The sequence below is a fragment of the Protofrankia sp. CiT1 genome (assembly GCF_917627335.1).
Lineage (GTDB): Bacteria > Actinomycetota > Actinomycetes > Frankiales > Frankiaceae > Protofrankia.
The window spans coordinates 4,894-21,241 of sequence record NZ_CAKJTP010000023.1 but is presented as its reverse complement, the minus strand read 5'-3'; the positions used below and the strand labels follow the sequence as shown (position 1 = coordinate 21,241).

Sequence of the window (16,348 nt, the reverse complement as noted above, 5' to 3'; positions counted from 1 at the left end):
TTGTCGTCAGTCGCCACCCAACACCAGGGTGGCTCCCTCCGCCGCCTCGCGATCTACGCACCCCAGCCCCGCTCCTTGATCCACGCCCCTATTGCCGGGCGCTCTAAGGACACCTACCCGGTGTGGGCGGCCTCACCGCTCTCCTGCGGTGCCGCGACCGCACGCGACGCCCGCCGACGACCGGTCGCACGAGCCCCGGTGGATCGGGCAGCGTTCGATGACGGCGGCGCCGAACTGATCGGCCCGCCGTCGTCCTTCGTGCCGTTGCTCGTCGCGCCATTGCTCGTCGCGCCATTGCTCGTCGTGGCGTTGCTCGTCGTGGCGTTGTCCGTTGCGGCGTTGTCCGTCGCTTCATTGCTTGTTGTGGCGTTGCTCATCGCGGCGTTGTCCGTTGGGCTGGGGCTGGCCGCGTCCCCGGGCACGGTCGCCTCAACCGGTCTGGTACGGGAGAGGCCCGTATCCGTGGTCACGGAGCCCGCCTCCACGACAGTGGCGTCTGGGGCCTCGCCGCTCGGGCCGGCCTCGGCCGCCGTGCCTGCCGCCGGCGGCCCCGGTACCGCGGGGCTGGACGCCCCGGAGCTTCGCGCGGGCGGTGCGGCCTGACCGTCCAGATGCACGATGACACCACGCCCGCCACAGTGAGCACAGGGCTCGCTGTAGGCCTCGAGCAGCCCTTGGCCCACCCGCTTGCGGGTCATCTGCACCAGCCCGAGGCTCGTGACCTCCGCGACCTGATGCCGGGTACGGTCCCGGCCGAGGCATTCGGTCAGGCGCCGCAGCACAAGTTCGCGGTTGCTCTCCAGGACCATGTCGATGAAGTCGATGACGATGATCCCGCCGATGTCGCGGAGCCGGAGCTGGCGGACGATCTCTTCGGCGGCCTCCAGGTTGTTCTTGGTGACCGTCTCCTCGAGGTTGCCGCCCTTGCCGGTGAACTTGCCGGTGTTCACATCGATAACGGTCATCGCCTCGGTACGATCGATCACAAGCGACCCGCCCGAGGGCAGCCACACCTTGCGGTCGAGGGCCTTGGCAAGCTGCTCGTCGACGCGGTACGTGTCGAACACGTCGGCCGTGCCGGTCTGTCGCCGGACCCGATCGCGCAGGTCCGGCGCCACCATGTCGACGTAGTCCTCGATCATCGCGGCTTCCTCGTCTCCCTGGACGACCAGCTCGGCGAAATCCTCGTTGAAGATGTCCCGAATCACCCTGATCACGAGATCGGGCTCGCCGTAGAGCAGCGCGGGAGCGCTGGCCTTCGCCGCCTTCCGGCGGATGTCCTCCCACTGGGCCGACAGCCGGGCGACGTCACGGGCGAGCTCCTGCTCGCTGGCGCCCTCGGCCGCGGTCCGAACGATCACGCCGCCGTTCTCCGGAGTGATCTTCTTCAGGATCGTCTTCAGGCGGGCGCGTTCGGTATCCGGAAGCTTCCGGCTGATCCCCGCGTTCTGCCCGTCCGGCACATAGACCAGATAGCGGCCTGGCAGGCTCACCTGGCTGGTCAGACGGGCGCCCTTGTGCCCCATCGGGTCCTTGGAAACCTGGACGACGATCGACTGGCCTGACTTCAGCACCTGCTCGATCTTACGAGGCCGCCCGTCGAGCCCGGAGGCGTCGTAGTTGACCTCTCCGGCGTACAGGACGGCGTTGCGCCCCTTGCCGACGTCAACGAATGCCGCCTCCATGCTGGCGAGCACGTTCTGCACCCGGCCGAGATACACGTTCCCCGCATACGACCAGGAGCTCGCCCTCGTCACGAAATGCTCGACAAGCACCCCGTCCTCAAGCACCGCGATCTGGGTGCGGTCACCGGCGTTGCGCACGACCATGCGCCGTTCAACCGCTTCGCGCCGGGCCAGGAACTCCGCTTCGGTAACGATCGGCGGCCGGCGGCGGCCGCTGTCCCTGCCCTCCTTGCGGCGCTGGCGCTTCGCCTCCAACCGCGTCGAGCCGCTGACCCCGCGCACCTCGTCGTCCCGGACACGGCTTTCGCGGACATGGACGACCGTGGCCGGCGGGTCGTCCGGGGCCGCGTCGTCCACGATCGCGGCACCGTCCCGGCGGCGTCGGCGTCGGCGCCGGCGGGAACTTCCCTGCGGCTGCTCGTCGTCGTACCCGTCCGCGCCGCCCGCTGCCACCAGCCCGGCGGCATCGGCATCACCGGAGTCGTGGGGATCGTCGGTCTCGGCCCGGTCCGGGCGACCGGGGCTGTCGCTCTCGTCGAACCCATCCGAGCGCGCGCCGGACCGCTCGAAGGCAACCGGGTACGTATCGTCAGCGCCCTCGGCCTCCTCGTCGACACGCGCACGCCCCCTGCCCCGGCGGCCTCTGCGACGGCGCCGCGTCGAGCTCCCGTCGCAGTCGCCGTCGTCGGGCACGGCGGCGCTGGAGATCTCATCCTCGTCGCTGTCGGCATAGGCCATGGCGGTGCCGGGTTCGGGATCGTGCTCGTCACCGGCGTCGAGCACGATCCCGAACCCTGGCCGCTGGTTCCCCCGATCCGTACTGGCCGGCCCGAATCCGGTGTCGGACGACCTGCCGGCGGCGCCCGCGACAGCCGTGTCGGTGTCGAACGGCGAGACGCCGCGCCGCCGGCGGCGAGACACAAGGTCAAGAGCCGCGGTGTCGGGCGCCTGGAAGGTCACCATGGTGACCGCCCGCCCACGGCGCAGCCGCGTCTCCGGCCGTGCCGGTGGACTGCCATCCCCGCTCGTGGGCATGGCAGCGGCCCCCGGTGGAACACCGGTAAGATCAGCTAGGAACGGGACCGGCGGCGGCTCGATACCGACCACGGATCGCGGGGGTGGCTCCGGCGGATGAACGTCCGTGCCCGGGGTAACGCCACCTGGGGCAACGCTGTCAGCAACGGGGTCGCTCACCTGCGGAGCCTCCGGCGAGGACCCGGTCGAGACGTCCGGCGGAGGTCCCGCGGACCGTCCGGCGGCACGCCGCCGCCGCGGGGCGGAACGAGTGGTCGGTGTCTCATCGGAGTCTGTCACGATGTCATCGGGCACGGGTTATGAAACCTCTCGGGTCCCCGGGCGCGCTGCTCTCGCAGTCGCGACCGCTCAGGAACCACTGTCGTCGGTCCGACGGGGTACCGTCGGCGAATCCTGCGACGCCCTGCATCACGCATCGAGTCGACCGACCAGCCGGCCTGCATCGTCGCGGTCCGGCATGAGCGGATCCGCCACGGTGCCGTCTTCCAGCAGCCGACCTTGACCGAGCCGGAGCGGCTCGGGTGGTACAGGCAACCGAAGAACGGCGACCACGCAAAGGGCGGTCAGCACGTCGTCGGGTCGCACGGCGGGCGTCGTGTGCCGCACAACCACATCCAGTATCGCACAGGTGTCGTTCTCCGCATGGCAAACCATCGAGACCACTGCCTGACGAACGTCGAACCGGCGATGTCCGTCCTTGGTCACCCGCTCCACCTCGACCCGGTCACGGGCCAGGAGCGCGGCCACGGCGCTGGTCAGCTCATCGCGAGCGACCGCTGGCAGCCGTAACCGCCACCGCGACGCGTCCACCAGTTCCGCCAGTGAGGCAGCGGTGGCGGGCGCGCACGCGAGAACGTCCAGACCGGATGGCAGCGCCGCGTCCAACGCCAGCCGCAACGCATGCGGATCACAATGCTCGGCCAGCGCAAGCTCCACGTACTCGGCCTCGCTGGCGGCACCCGTCGGCGCCGCGCCAAGCCACGAGATGCGCGGATGCGGGCTGAAGCCGGCCGAGTACGCCATGGGGACAGCCGCGCGCCGCAGCGCCCGCTCAAAGGTCCTCGCGATGTCACGGTGAGACATAAAACGCAGCCGGCCGCGTTTCGCGAAACGCACCCGCACCCGCGCGACCACCGGTGGTGGAGGCGGGCCCTCAGGACGCCGGGGCACGGCCGGATCCCGTCGGCGTCAGGGGGAGCAGGGTCCGGCCGGTCGGGCCGATCTGGTTTTCGGTCCCCATGGTCGGACAGACCCCGCAGTCGTAGCAGGGGGTCCAGCGGCAGTCGTCCAGCTCCGTCGCACGCAGCGCTTCCTGCCAGTCCGACCACAGCCAGTCACGGTCCAGCCCGGCATCCAGATGGTCCCAGGGCAGCACCTCGCGTTCGTCGCGCTCCCTGGTGGTGAACCAGTCCAGGGACACCCCGAGCGGTTCCAGCACACGTGCGCAGGCCGCCGCCCAACGCTCGAAGGAGAAATGCTCGTTCCAGCCGTCGAAACGGGCGCCGGCACGCCACACCTGTTCGATCACCGCGCCGACCCGGCGGTCACCGCGGGCGAGCAGGCCCTCGATGATGCCTGGACGTCCGTCGTGGTAGCGAAAACCGATCGCCCGCCCGACCTCCCGATCACCGCGGATGGCGTTGCGCAACAGCTGCAGCCTGTGGTCGGTGACCTCGTGCGAGGCCTGCCCGACCCACTGGAACGGCGTGTGCGGCTTGGGGACGAAACCGCCGATCGAGACTGTGACACGGATGTCGCGGTGACCGCTGGCCAGACGCCCCGCCCTGATCACCTCCCGGGCGAGATCCGCGATGGCGAGCACGTCCTCGTCGGTCTCGGTGGGCAGGCCGCACATGAAGTACAGCTTGACCTGCCGCCAGCCCTGGGCGTAGGCCGTGCTGACCGTGCGGATCAGGTCATCTTCGCTGACCATCTTGTTGATGACCTTCCGCAGGCGTTCGGAGCCGCCCTCGGGCGCGAACGTGAGCCCGCTGCGCCGGCCGTTGCGGGAGAACTCGTTGGCGAGTGTGACGTTGAACGCGTCCACCCGGGTCGAGGGCAGGCTGAGTGAGGTGTGCGTGCCTTCGTACCGGTCCGCCAGCCCCTTGGCGATCTCCCCTATCTCGCTGTGGTCCGCGCTGGACAACGACAGCAGGCCGACCTCGGTGAACCCGGACGCGTCCAGGCCCCGGGCCACCATGTCGCCGATCGTGGTGATGGTCCGCTCCCGGACCGGCCGAGTGATCATGCCAGCCTGGCAGAACCGGCAGCCGCGGGTACAGCCGCGGAAAATCTCCACGCTCATCCGCTCGTGGACGGTCTCCGCCAGCGGCACCAGCGGCGCCTTCGGATAGGGCCAGGCATCCAGGTCACTGACGGTGTGTTTGGCGGGGCGTGCCGGTACCCCGGGACGGTTCGGGGTGACCGCGTGGATGCGGCCGTCAGGCCGGTAGCCCACGTCGTAGAAGGACGGCACATACGCGAGGCCGCGCCGGGCCAGCCGCATGAGCAACTCGTCCCGCCCGCCGGGAGAGCCCGCGGCCCGGAAGGCACGGACCACATCGGTGATCGCAAGGACCGCCTGCTCGCCATCCCCGAGCACGACCGCGTCGATGAACGGCGCGACCGGTTCGGGATTGAACGCGGCATGCCCGCCGACGATCACGATCGGGTGGTCATCAGTCCGATCCACGGTATGCAGCGGGATGCCCGCGAGATCGAGCGCGGTCAGCAGGTTGGTGTACCCCAGCTCGGTGGAAAAGCTGACGCCCAGCAGGTCGAAGTCGCCGACCGCGCGGTGGCCGTCCACGGTGAACTGCGGGACACCGTGCTCACGCAGCAGCTCCTCCAGATCCGGCCAGACCGAGTAGGTACGCTCGGCCAGGACGTCCGGCTGCTCGTTGAGGATCTCGTACAGGATCTGGACACCCTGGTTGGGCAGGCCTACCTCGTAGGCGTCCGGATACATCAGACACCAGCGGACGATCGCGTCCGCCCAGGGCTTGCACTGGGAATTCCCTTCGCCGCCGAGGTAGCGCACGGGCTTACGAACCCGCGGCAGCAACGGTTCCAGACGGGGGAACAACGACTGTCCGGACATGCCCGCGAGCCTACGGCACATTCACGGTCCGCCGAGCGGCGTCACAAGGCGTACGGATCGGAGCGTGCCCGCAGGTGGACATTCTGCAACAGGCCCACCGCCAGCAGGTTCGCGAACATCGACGATCCGCCGTAGGAGAGGAACGGCAGCGGCAGGCCCGTGACCGGCATGATCCCCAACGTCATTCCGATATTGACGAACATCTGGAAGGCAAACCAGCACACCACCCCAGTTGCGATCATCGTTCCGAAGGAGTCGGCTGAGTCGACGGCCGTGGCCAGTGCCCGCCACAGCACCAGGCCCAGGAGCAGCAGGACACCGCCAGCGCCGAGAAAGCCCAGTTCCTCCCCGGCCACCGTGAAAACAAAGTCGGTCTGCTGCTCGGGCACAAACTGGCCCTGGGTCTGCGTGCCGTGGAACAGGCCGCGGCCGGCGACGCCGCCATTGGCGATCGCCGTCATCGCCTGGTCGACGTTGTACCCGGTGGAGGAGGTGTTCTGGTTGCTTTGGACGAATTCGGTCAGGCGTGCCTCCTGATAGGGCTTGAGCAGGTGGAACTGCAGGATCGCCCCGCCGAACAGGACACCGGACAGGATGAGGCCGATCACCCACCGGCTCGGTGCGCCGCTGACCGCGAGCATGCCGAGAATGACGAACACGAAGACCATGACCGTGCCGAAATCCGGCTGCATCATGATCAACATCATCGGCACGGCAGCCAGCCCCAGCACCAGCAGCACGTCCCAGTGACCGGGATTGAGGCGGATCCCGGTGTCCCGGTCGTCGTGCTTCTCCCCGAGGATCATCGCTACCCCGACAATGAGGGCGACCTTGGCGAACTCTGAGGGCTGTAGCTGAAAACCGGCCGGCAGCACGATCCAGGAATGTGCGCCGTTGATCGTGCTTCCCACCAGCAGGACCGCGGCCAGGCCAAGGAGAGAGCCCAGGTAGACGAATGGGGCGTACGCGCGCAGGATCCGGTAGTCCACCACGGTCGCGGCACCCGCGAGAACGAGCCCGATGGCCAGGTTCAGCAGATGGCGCTTGAGAAACAGCTGCGGGTCGCCGCCGCTTTCGGCCTCGCGATGCCGGGTGGCGGACCAGACCAGCAACCCACCGAGGATGGACAGAGCGATCACGGCTATCTGCAGTGGCCAGTCCAGCCGGCGCAAGGGGGAATGCCGTCCTGATGCCCGGTCGCGCAGCTGCCCGATCCGGCCACGCGGCGGGACCGGGGAGGACCGCAAGGCCGTCGGACTCGTCATGCGCACTCCCTCCATGGTCGATGCGGGGGCTCTGCCCGAAAGACGTCGCGAGCCGCGCGGGCCCGCGCCCCGCTGCTGGCGAAGCGCCGGGGCGGGCAATCACGGTGGCCCGCGCCCGACAGCGGCGGGACACCGACTGATCTGGGTGGGGCAACGGCCGGAGTCGGCTGCCGCGGGCTCACCGCGCGATCCGGCGCCCGGTAGGCGCCACTCGGTGAGCAGGGACACGTCCGCCACATCGGTCACATCGGTCACATCGGTCACGACGAGCGCCCGCGTCGTGGCATCACCGGTGGCGGAAACGCCCGCTGACGGCATACCGGACGGGACGACAGACCGCTCGGACAGGGCAGTCGGTGCGAACATCCCGTCCCGCGTCATCTTCGGCAGCGCCGCCGGGGGCGTACCGCCAGGCAGCGCCGCGTCGTGCCCGACGCCGTAGATGCTCTGGTAGATGGCTTTCACCGCCGGAGCCGCGTACTCGGCGCCGGTGCCGGAATCGGGGATGGTGACGACCACGACGAACTGCGGATCGTTGGCGGGCGCGAACGACGCGAACCACGACGTATCCCCAGCCCCTTCGACCTCGGCGGTTCCAGTCTTGCCCGCGATCGGGATGGTGTCGTTCGGCCAGTCCGCGAACACACCGGTGGCGGTACCGCCGGTTTCGCTCGTCACGCCATGCAGGGCGGCCCTGATGTAGGCAAGCGTCTCGGGCGCGGCCGGCACCCGTCCCGCGACCTTGGGCGTGACAGGCGTCACCACCCTGCCGTCCGGCGAGATCACCGCCTTGGCGAGCGTTGGCTGGTAGACGGTCCCCCCGTTGGCGAGCGCGGCGTAGGCAACCGCGAGCTGCAGCGGACTGACCGACAGGTACTGGCCCTGGCCGATCGCGAACTGGGTCGACGCGCCTCCGTTGTACAGGTAGCCGTCCACGCATGCCTCGGCCGCGTACTGGCGGAACCGCTCGGCCTTGGCCGGGTCGGTGACCTCCGGGTAGCCGTTCTGCGCCCGGCGGCAGTAGGAGTCCTTCAGCTGCGTCCAGATCGCCTTCGCGCCGTCGCGCCCGACGACCGAGCCGCTGGTCTCTCCCGGCAGGTCGACGCCTGTCCTGCTGCCGAAGCCCATGGCCCGAGCCATCTTCACGAAGTACTCGTTGGCCGTGGGATAGGGGCCGCGGCCATTGCGAAGCCCGCCGTCGGCGAGCCAGGCGTCGTAGGCGAACTTGTCGAAGATGACGTCGCAGGAGATCACCAGCGCCTGGTGCAGCGTGATCGGCCCGGCCGATGACCCCTCGAAGTTGTGAAACGTCTGGGAGCCGATCTGCAACGACGGCCCGCAGTCGTAGTTGCCGGCCGTCGACGCGCCCAGGTTGGTCAGCGCGGTGATGGTGGACACCGCCTTGAAGGTCGAACCGGGCGCGCCTGAGCCCTGGTAGGCCCGTGACAGCAACGGGATGCCGTTGGCGGGGTCCGACAGCGCCTGGTAGTCCGCTTCGGAGACACCGCCCACAAAGACCGACGGATCGTACGAGGGCAGACTGGCCATGGCGATGACATGGCCTGTTCGCACATCAAGCACCACCCCGGACGCGGTGCGAGCACGCCCGCCGAGGGAGTCCAGGGTTTTCCTGAGCGTCTGCTCGACCGCCTGCTGGACACCGACGTCGATCGAGAGGACCAGGTTGTCGCCGCTGCGTGGCGCGGTGGACGAGGCCGTGCCCACGACCCGCCCGAACCGATCGACCTCAAGCCGCTGCACGCCGTCGGAGCCGCGCAGTGCCGTGTCATAGGTGTATTCCAGCCCGGCGACACCGACCAGGCTGTTGTTGTGGTAGCCGTGCCGGCCACCGTCGGAGTCGAGCTGCTCCTGCGTGACAGGGCTGAGATAGCCGAGTTCGTGTGCGGCCAAGAAGGTGTAAGGGTACTCGCGGACGGCCTGCAGTTCCGCCGACACGCCGGGAAACCGGTCAGGATGTTCGATGACCGCCAGCGCCTGGGTCGGGGTGACGTCCTTGGCCACCGGCACCGGCTGGTAGGGCGAGCCGTTCCAGCACGGTGGCTTCACCGAAGCCGAGCAGTACTGGATGCGCCTGGTGACATCGGCGGGGGGCACACCGATCACGCCTGACAACCGCTCCAGCACGGCTCTGCCGGAATCCTTCTGCCGGTCGGTCACCGACCGGTTCACCGAGATGACCAGCGACGTGCGGTTGCGGACGAGGGCACGCCCCTGGTCATCCACGATCAGGCCACGGGGTGCGGGGGTGACCACATCGCGTACCCGGTTGGTCTCCGCGACCTGCCGGTAGTGCTCCCCGTTGAGGACCTGCAACGCCCACAGCCGGGCACCCAAGGTAACCAACAGTGATATGACCAGCACACGCAGAACGAGCAGCCTGAGACCGACACGATCGTCCAGCGACCTGTCCCCAGGCCACGGCGCTCTCATACCCGCCGTCCGGTCATGAATCATCCCTGTACAGGCGCCGCATCCCCGCCGTCACCAACGGGAACAGCAGCGGGGTCAGGACCAGCGCGTAGAGCACGGCACCGACCGAACGCAGGAACACCTGGCCGCCGGTGAGGCTGGCGTTGCCCAGAATGCCGGCCAGCCCCGTCTGGCCGGCCGTGCCCAGCGCGGAGGCGGCCGCCGCCGCGATCATCGGGAGGTACACCGTCCGGCCGGCTTCGTCATGGGTGAGCCCCACACCGTAGCCGATCAGGCAAAAAATCATCGTGGTCTGGCCGAGGACGTGCGTCGAGAGCAGGTCCGCGATCAGCCCGACCACGAACCCGATGATTGCGCCGAACAGCGGCCCCCGCGCGAGCGCGACGAAGGCCAGCACGATCAGCACCACATCGGGGCTTCCCAACGGCAGATCGAGCGGGGCTATGACCGACAGCTGCGCAATGATCAAAAGGACCAGCACGGCTACGGTGGCCGCGACGGCCCTGCCCCGGACCTCGACGTCACGTGCGCCCATGTCCCACACCGCGAGCCTCAGCCGACCGGGGCGGTGGCCGCGGGGGCGAGCGCCGATGTCGTCGGGATCGTGCTGGCCGGTGCCGCGGCCGGTGCCGCGGGCGCCGGGGCCGGTGTGGGCGGGGGCCGCGGGAGCAGCACCCGGTCACCGGCGTCCGCCGGGAGCTTCCCCACCACGATCCCGACCAGGTCGAGCGACCCCATGGCCGCGAAGGTGGTCACCTCGGCCGCGCGCGAGAGCCCCTCACTCGCGTCGAGAACCTTTGTGACCATGCCGATCGGTACCCCGCCGACGTAGTCGGCGCTGCCGAAGGAAACCAGGCGGTCGCCCACCTTCACCTGGCGCGTAGCGTCGTAGAGGGTGAATGTCAAGGCGTCCGGGCTACCCGCGCCGGCAACCGCGCCGAGCAGCCGGGTGCCCTCCAGACGAGCGCCGATGTGACTCGCTGGATCGCAGGCAAGACGGACGACCGCCGTGTGGGCGGTCGAGGACAGCACCGTCCCGACGAGCCCGTCGCTGTCGAGCACCAGCCTGTCCGGCACCACGCCGTCCGCGCTGCCGGCGTTGACCGTCACGGACCAGTCCGTCCCGGTGATGTCGCCGATCGCAATCACCCTTGCCGCAATGATCGTGTATTGTCCCCGGTCCGCGAGCAGGCGCAGGTTACCCAGGGCGGCGGCCTGCCGCCGCACCTCGGCGTCATCCGCCAACTGGCGTTTGAGCTCGGCGTTCTCCGCCGCGAGTGTGTCCGCGCGCCGCTGGTAACGATTGGGGTGCGTCAACGAGGACGCCGTCCGTCCGATGGGACGGGCGACGGCGCTCACACCGCCCTCAAGGGTCGCGAACACGCCCCGCAACGCGCCCCGCGGGCCGGCCGAACTGCCGCTCGAGCGGTAATCGACTGTGATCAGGATGAACGCCGTGATCAGCAGGCCAATGACGACCATGCGGGAGCGCCGGTTTTCGCGTCCCACCGCCGGCCTCCCATACCTGGCAACGCCCAGTCACGACGATGCCCATCCACGGCGGCCGGTACGGGTACCGCGGTGCCCGGCGGCGCCAGCCCGAAACGTCGTCAGTTCACGAGGTGAGCGAGCCGTCGGCCCGTATCCCCAGCGATCGACATCCCATTCGGCACGATCAGATCAGCGGCGGGGCTCGGATATAAGCACCTGCTGCAACGCTTCGAACTCCTCGACGCACTTACCAGAACCCATCGCGACCGAGTGCAACGGGTTGTCCGCGATATGGATCGGCATCCCGGTCTCATGGCGGAGGCGCTCGTCCAGACCGCGCAGCAGCGCTCCCCCACCGGTCAGCACGATGCCGCGGTCCATGATGTCGCCGGACAACTCCGGTGGGCACTTGTCAAGGGTGACCTTGACCGCGTCGATCACCGCGTTCACCGGCTCCTCGATGGCTTTACGGATCTCCTCGGCGGTAACGACGATGGTCTTGGGCAGGCCGGAGACCAGATCTCGGCCGCGGATCTCCGCGCTGGGCTCGTCTGACATCTTGTGCGCGGAGCCGATCGCCATTTTGATCTCTTCCGCGGTCCGCTCCCCGAGCATGAGCGAGTACTCCTTCTTGACGTAGGAGATGATCGCAGTGTCAAGCTCATCCCCGGCCGTCCGGATGGACTGGCTCGTCACGATCCCACCCAAGGAGATGACCGCCACCTCGGTGGTTCCACCGCCGATGTCGACCACCATATTCCCGGTGGGTTCGTGGACGGGCAGCCCGGCTCCGATGGCCGCCGCCATCGGCTCCTCGATGATATAGACCTTTCGGGCACCAGCCTGATAACCGGCGTCCTTCACAGCCCGCTGCTCGACCCCGGTGATCCCAGACGGGACACACACGACCAGCCGCGGTTTGGCGAAGTGCCGCCGTCGGTGAACCTTTTGAATAAAATAGCGCAGCATGCGCTCGGTCGTGTCGAAGTCGGCGATCACGCCGTCCTTGAGCGGGCGGATCGCGACGACATTGCCGGGAGTACGGCCGATCATCCGTTTCGCCTCGGTGCCGACCGCGAGGATCCCCGTGGTGGTGGTATTGATCGCTACCACGCTGGGCTCGTTCAGCACGATCCCGCGACCACGCACGTAGACGAGCGTGTTGGCGGTGCCAAGGTCGACGGCCATGTCACGGCCTAGGAACGACAACGAACTGGACATCGTCGGATGCCGGCCTTCCCGGGTGTGCGGTCTGGGTGCGCACGCTGGGCGTGCTGGAGTTGTAGGGCAGGCGGTGTCCGTAACGAGGGCGTATCCACTGCTTCTCCGATGAGCTCCATCCAGGTAGTCCGGCAATCCAGTAGAAGCCGCTCCAACAGACGACAAAAGCCTAATCCGGGCCAACCGAGCCTGCCGTCCCGGTACGAGATCCATGACGCGCGACGGTCCGCACGCCAGGCCGGGTCAACCTGCCGGCCAACCTCAACCCGTACAACCAGTTCTAACACCCGGAGTCACAAGCATGCTACCCGAGGCGACTGGAGATGCCGCCTGGACTGGCGAATTCGACCATCCGGGCAAACGGTCCGGCACCGTCGGCCATAGGGCAAGCCGCCCTGGCCTTCGATGCCGGACCAGTCAGAAATAATCAGATCAACCCGGGGAAAAACAAGTCGATCTCACGCTTGGCGGACTCCGGCGAGTCGGAACCATGGACGAGGTTCTGTCCGATCTCCAGAGCATGGTCGCCACGCAGGGATCCCGGAGCCGCCTTGACCGGGTCGGTGGCGCCGATCAGGCCGCGCACCGCCTCGATCGCCCGCGGCCCCTGGACAACCAACGCGACCAACGGGCTGGAAACGATGAAGTCGACCAGCTCGCCAAAAAACGGCTTGGCCGCGTGCTCGGCGTAGTGGACCTCGGCCACCGAGCGCTCCAGCCTGCGCAGCTCAAGCGCGACCAAGGCCAGACCCTTGCGCTCCAGCCGACCAACGACCTCACCGACGAGGCCACGGCTCACGCCGTCGGGCTTGACCAGCACGAGTGTGCGTTCGACTGACACGGAACTCCTTCTACTCACTCAGATGGGCAGGTGTGGGACCAGAGCCATGCAGCCGCGGGCGGCACGGGAGGAACGATCGCACCGCCGTTGACCCGGTTACACGATCTTCATGCCCCTCGGCTGCACGAAAAAACCATGATCGAGCCACCGTTGGCACAGTCACACAGCCCTCACGCCTCCGACAGCGCGAAAGGACACGATCACGCGGCCTTTGGCACAGTTGCAACCTACCCGTCAGCGACGCAGAAGGCGGCGAGCCTCTCCCACCGTCACAAGTGAACCGGTCACCAACACCGCGGTACCGGCGAGGTGCGAGTCCTCCTCCGCCAGCCGGACACCCGCGTCGAGAGCGTCATCGAGACGCGAGGCAACCTCCACCCGGTCGGCACCGAACAGATCCACGGCGATCGCGGCAAGGTCATCCAACGGCATTGCCCGCGACGACCCACTCTGAGTGATGACCACGGCGTGCAACACCGGCTCCAGCGCGGCCAGAATGCCGGCGGCGTCCTTGTCCGCGAGTATCCCCACGACACCGACCAGATGATCGAAGCTGAAGGCCTCCTCCAGCGCGGCGACGAGCGCATGCGCGCCCGCGACGTTGTGCGCGCCGTCGAGCAGGACCGTTGGCGAGCGCCGGACGACTTCCAGCCGGCCCGGCGAGTCAGCCTGCGCAAACCCAGCGCGTACGGCGTCGATGTCGAGAATCTCACGGCCGCCGCCGAGGAACCCCTCAACCGCCGCGAGCGCGCATGCGGCGTTGTGAGCCTGATGCGCGCCGTGCAGGGGCAGCAACAGGTCCTCATAGACACCGCCGAGCCCACGGATGGCAACCAACTGGCCACCAACGGCGATATCACGGTCGAGGACCCCGAATTCCAGTCCCTCGCGTGCCACCGTCGCGCCGACCTCACCGGCTCGGCGCAACAGCACCTCCGCCGCTTCCAACGGCTGCTGGGCAAGCACGACGAGCGCACCGGCGTGAATGATGCCGGCCTTCTCCCCCGCGACCGCGCCAGGCGTGGCACCGAGCTCCCGATGGTCGAGGGAGATCGGGGTCACCACTGCCACCCCGGCATCCAGGACGTTGGTCGCGTCCCAGCTCCCGCCCATACCAACCTCGATGACACCGACATCGACCGGCGCGTCGGCGAAGGCGGCGAACGCCATCGCGGTCAGCAGCTCGAAGAAGGTGACCCGTTCGGGATGCCTGCTGTCAACGAGCTCAACGTAGGGGATGACGTCGTCGTACGCCTGGGTGAAGGTGGCTGCGGGCGCGGGGCGACCGGCCAGGCAGATACGTTCGGTCACGCTCTCCAGATGCGGGGAGGTATAACGGCCGGGTCTGATCCCGAAGGCGCACAGCAACGAATCCACCATGCGGGCGGTGGAGGTCTTGCCGTTGGTCCCCGTCAGGTGGATCGAGGGGTAGGCACGCTGTGGCTGGCCCAGCAGATCGACGAGATCGCGCATACGGTCCAGATCGGGCAGCATCCGGTGCGGGAAGCGTTCGGTCAGCGCCTTCTCCACCCGGGCGAGCCCGGCTGTGTCGGCGTCGGCGTCCGCCGGGATGCCAGGCCGGCTGCTCATCAGGCCGACTTCTCCTGGCGGGGACTCCGCTTGGATGCGGCGACGTCACGCGGCACGAGCGTCGGGTTGACGTGCTCAAGAACGACCTCGCGGGTCACCACCGCCCGGGCGACGTCCTTGCGGCTCGGTATGTCGTACATGACCGACAGCAGGACCTCCTCCATGATCGCCCGTAGCCCGCGGGCGCCGGTTCCCCGCAGTATCGCCTGGTCCGCGATCGCATCCAGGGCGTCACCCGTAAAATCAAGATCAACATTATCCAGCTCAAACAACTTCTTGTACTGCCGGACCAAGGCGTTCTTCGGCTCGGTGAGGATGCGGATGAGCGCCTCCCGATCGAGGCTGGACACACTGGTGATCACTGGCAGCCGACCGATGAACTCGGGAATCATGCCGTACTTGAGCAGATCCTCGGGCATGACGTCGGTGAAGACGTTGGGAATATCCGGATCATCCTTGCCGTGCAGGACCGCGCGGAATCCAAGCGATTTCTTACCGATCCGTGAATCGATTATCCGATCAAGCCCGGCAAAAGCCCCACCGACGATGAACAGGACGTTCGTAGTATCGATCTGGATGAACTCCTGATGCGGATGCTTGCGGCCGCCCTGCGGCGGAACGCTCGCGGTCGTTCCCTCCAGTATCTTCAACAGCGCCTGCTGGACACCCTCGCCAGAGACATCCCGGGTGATACTCGGATTCTCCGACTTACGCGCGATCTTGTCGACCTCATCAATATAAATGATGCCGGTCTCGGCTTTTTTGACATCATAGTCGGCGGCCTGGATGAGTTTGAGCAGAATGTTCTCAACGTCTTCACCGACATAACCGGCCTCGGTGAGCGCGGTCGCGTCGGCGATCGCGAACGGGACGTTGAGCATCCGGGCCAAGGTCTGCGCCAGCAGCGTCTTGCCGCATCCGGTGGGGCCCAGCAGAAGGATGTTGCTCTTCGCCAGTTCAACATCGCCCTTGGCGTCGCTACCCGCGCCACCACCCACCTGGACTCGCTTGTAATGGTTGTAGACAGCAACCGACAGGGTCTTCTTGGCCTGTTCCTGACCAACCACGTAGCCGTCCAGGAACTCGTAGATCTCGCGCGGCTTCGGCAGCTCGTCCCACTTGAGATCCGAGGACTCCGACAGCTCCTCTTCAATGATCTCGTTACAGAGATCGATGCACTCGTCGCAGATGTAGACGCCGGGCCCGGCGATGAGCTTCTTCACCTGCTTCTGGGACTTGCCGCAGAACGAGCACTTGAGCAGATCACCGCCGTCACCTATGCGTGCCACCGAGGACTCAGTCCCTTCGTCCAGACGATGGTGTCGCCTGCAGGTCAGGGGCGGCTAAGCCGCCCGGTCGTCGCCTGTCTGTTACTATCCTGCCCTCCGCCGGCAGCGGCCGCGCCATGACGCCAGCGGCTTTGGGCTGTGTATCCGCATCCGCGTCTACCCGCCACCGATGGCTGTGCCCTGACGCCGACGGCTTTGAGCTGGCTGTCCGCCTCCCCGTGGGGACCGTACCCCCTGAAGCCGTCCAGTGAGAGCCCTATCGTGCGGCTCGTGTAGGTCAGTCACGGTCATCGGGCAGATCATCACGCGTCCGTGCCGTCCGGACAGGGCCTTTGCACAACGCTGACGGGGCACCCGGCCCGGCCTCCGGCGACGCGGAA

General features: G+C 67.8%; 11 protein-coding genes. All 11 read right to left on the bottom strand.

Annotated features, from left to right (window positions below):
* Positions 1-113: 113 nt before the first annotated feature.
* The 11 genes from MJ785_RS06430 to clpX all read right to left on the bottom strand — a co-directional run bounded on the left by MJ785_RS06430 (position 114) and on the right by clpX (position 15,968).
* On the bottom strand, positions 114-2,879 hold the full coding sequence (locus MJ785_RS06430; protein ID WP_239380190.1) for an Rne/Rng family ribonuclease: 2,766 nt from the start codon (positions 2,877-2,879) through the stop codon (positions 114-116).
* A 249-nt stretch (positions 2,880-3,128) separates the two neighbouring features.
* A complete protein-coding gene (locus MJ785_RS06425; RefSeq protein ID WP_239308429.1) occupies positions 3,129-3,890 on the bottom strand; it encodes a TIGR03936 family radical SAM-associated protein in 762 nt (253 codons plus the stop codon).
* Positions 3,874-5,820: a TIGR03960 family B12-binding radical SAM protein gene (locus MJ785_RS06420; RefSeq protein WP_239308428.1), complete on the bottom strand. Its 1,947-nt coding sequence runs from the start codon at positions 5,818-5,820 to the stop codon at positions 3,874-3,876. The genes MJ785_RS06425 and MJ785_RS06420 overlap by 17 nt, the downstream gene beginning before the upstream one ends.
* A gap of 41 nt (positions 5,821-5,861) precedes the next feature.
* Positions 5,862-7,085 carry a rod shape-determining protein RodA gene (gene rodA, locus MJ785_RS06415; protein WP_239308427.1) on the bottom strand — a complete coding sequence of 408 codons (1,224 nt, stop codon included), beginning with the start codon at positions 7,083-7,085 and terminating at the stop codon, positions 5,862-5,864.
* 99 nt (positions 7,086-7,184) lie between these two features.
* Positions 7,185-9,536: a penicillin-binding protein 2 gene (mrdA, locus tag MJ785_RS06410; RefSeq protein ID WP_370652744.1), complete on the bottom strand. Its 2,352-nt coding sequence runs from the start codon at positions 9,534-9,536 to the stop codon at positions 7,185-7,187.
* A gap of 13 nt (positions 9,537-9,549) precedes the next feature.
* Entirely contained in the window at positions 9,550-10,071 is a 522-nt protein-coding gene (mreD, locus tag MJ785_RS06405) for a rod shape-determining protein MreD (protein ID WP_239308426.1), read from the bottom strand.
* 17 nt (positions 10,072-10,088) lie between these two features.
* Entirely contained in the window at positions 10,089-11,045 is a 957-nt protein-coding gene (gene mreC, locus MJ785_RS06400; RefSeq protein WP_239308425.1) for a rod shape-determining protein MreC, read from the bottom strand.
* A gap of 171 nt (positions 11,046-11,216) precedes the next feature.
* Entirely contained in the window at positions 11,217-12,248 is a 1,032-nt protein-coding gene (locus MJ785_RS06395) for a rod shape-determining protein (RefSeq protein ID WP_013872948.1), read from the bottom strand.
* A 427-nt stretch (positions 12,249-12,675) separates the two neighbouring features.
* Positions 12,676-13,089, bottom strand: coding sequence for a nucleoside-diphosphate kinase (gene ndk, locus MJ785_RS06390; RefSeq protein ID WP_239308424.1), 414 nt, complete (start codon positions 13,087-13,089; stop codon positions 12,676-12,678).
* Positions 13,090-13,323: 234 nt separating this feature from the next.
* Positions 13,324-14,679 carry a folylpolyglutamate synthase/dihydrofolate synthase family protein gene (locus MJ785_RS06385; RefSeq protein WP_239308423.1) on the bottom strand — a complete coding sequence of 452 codons (1,356 nt, stop codon included), beginning with the start codon at positions 14,677-14,679 and terminating at the stop codon, positions 13,324-13,326.
* A complete protein-coding gene (gene clpX, locus MJ785_RS06380; protein WP_239308422.1) occupies positions 14,679-15,968 on the bottom strand; it encodes an ATP-dependent Clp protease ATP-binding subunit ClpX in 1,290 nt (429 codons plus the stop codon). The genes MJ785_RS06385 and clpX overlap by 1 nt, the downstream gene beginning before the upstream one ends.
* Positions 15,969-16,348 lie beyond the last annotated feature (380 nt).

Coding starts and splice junctions, on each gene's coding strand:
- MJ785_RS06420 (WP_239308428.1), bottom strand. CDS start 5,820: ATGTCCGGACAGTCGTTGTTCCCCCGTCTGGAACCGTTGCTGCCGCGG.
- rodA (WP_239308427.1), bottom strand. CDS start 7,085: ATGACGAGTCCGACGGCCTTGCGGTCCTCCCCGGTCCCGCCGCGTGGC.
- mrdA (WP_370652744.1), bottom strand. CDS start 9,536: ATGAGAGCGCCGTGGCCTGGGGACAGGTCGCTGGACGATCGTGTCGGT.
- mreD (WP_239308426.1), bottom strand. CDS start 10,071: ATGGGCGCACGTGACGTCGAGGTCCGGGGCAGGGCCGTCGCGGCCACC.
- MJ785_RS06395 (WP_013872948.1), bottom strand. CDS start 12,248: ATGTCCAGTTCGTTGTCGTTCCTAGGCCGTGACATGGCCGTCGACCTT.
- MJ785_RS06385 (WP_239308423.1), bottom strand. CDS start 14,679: ATGAGCAGCCGGCCTGGCATCCCGGCGGACGCCGACGCCGACACAGCC.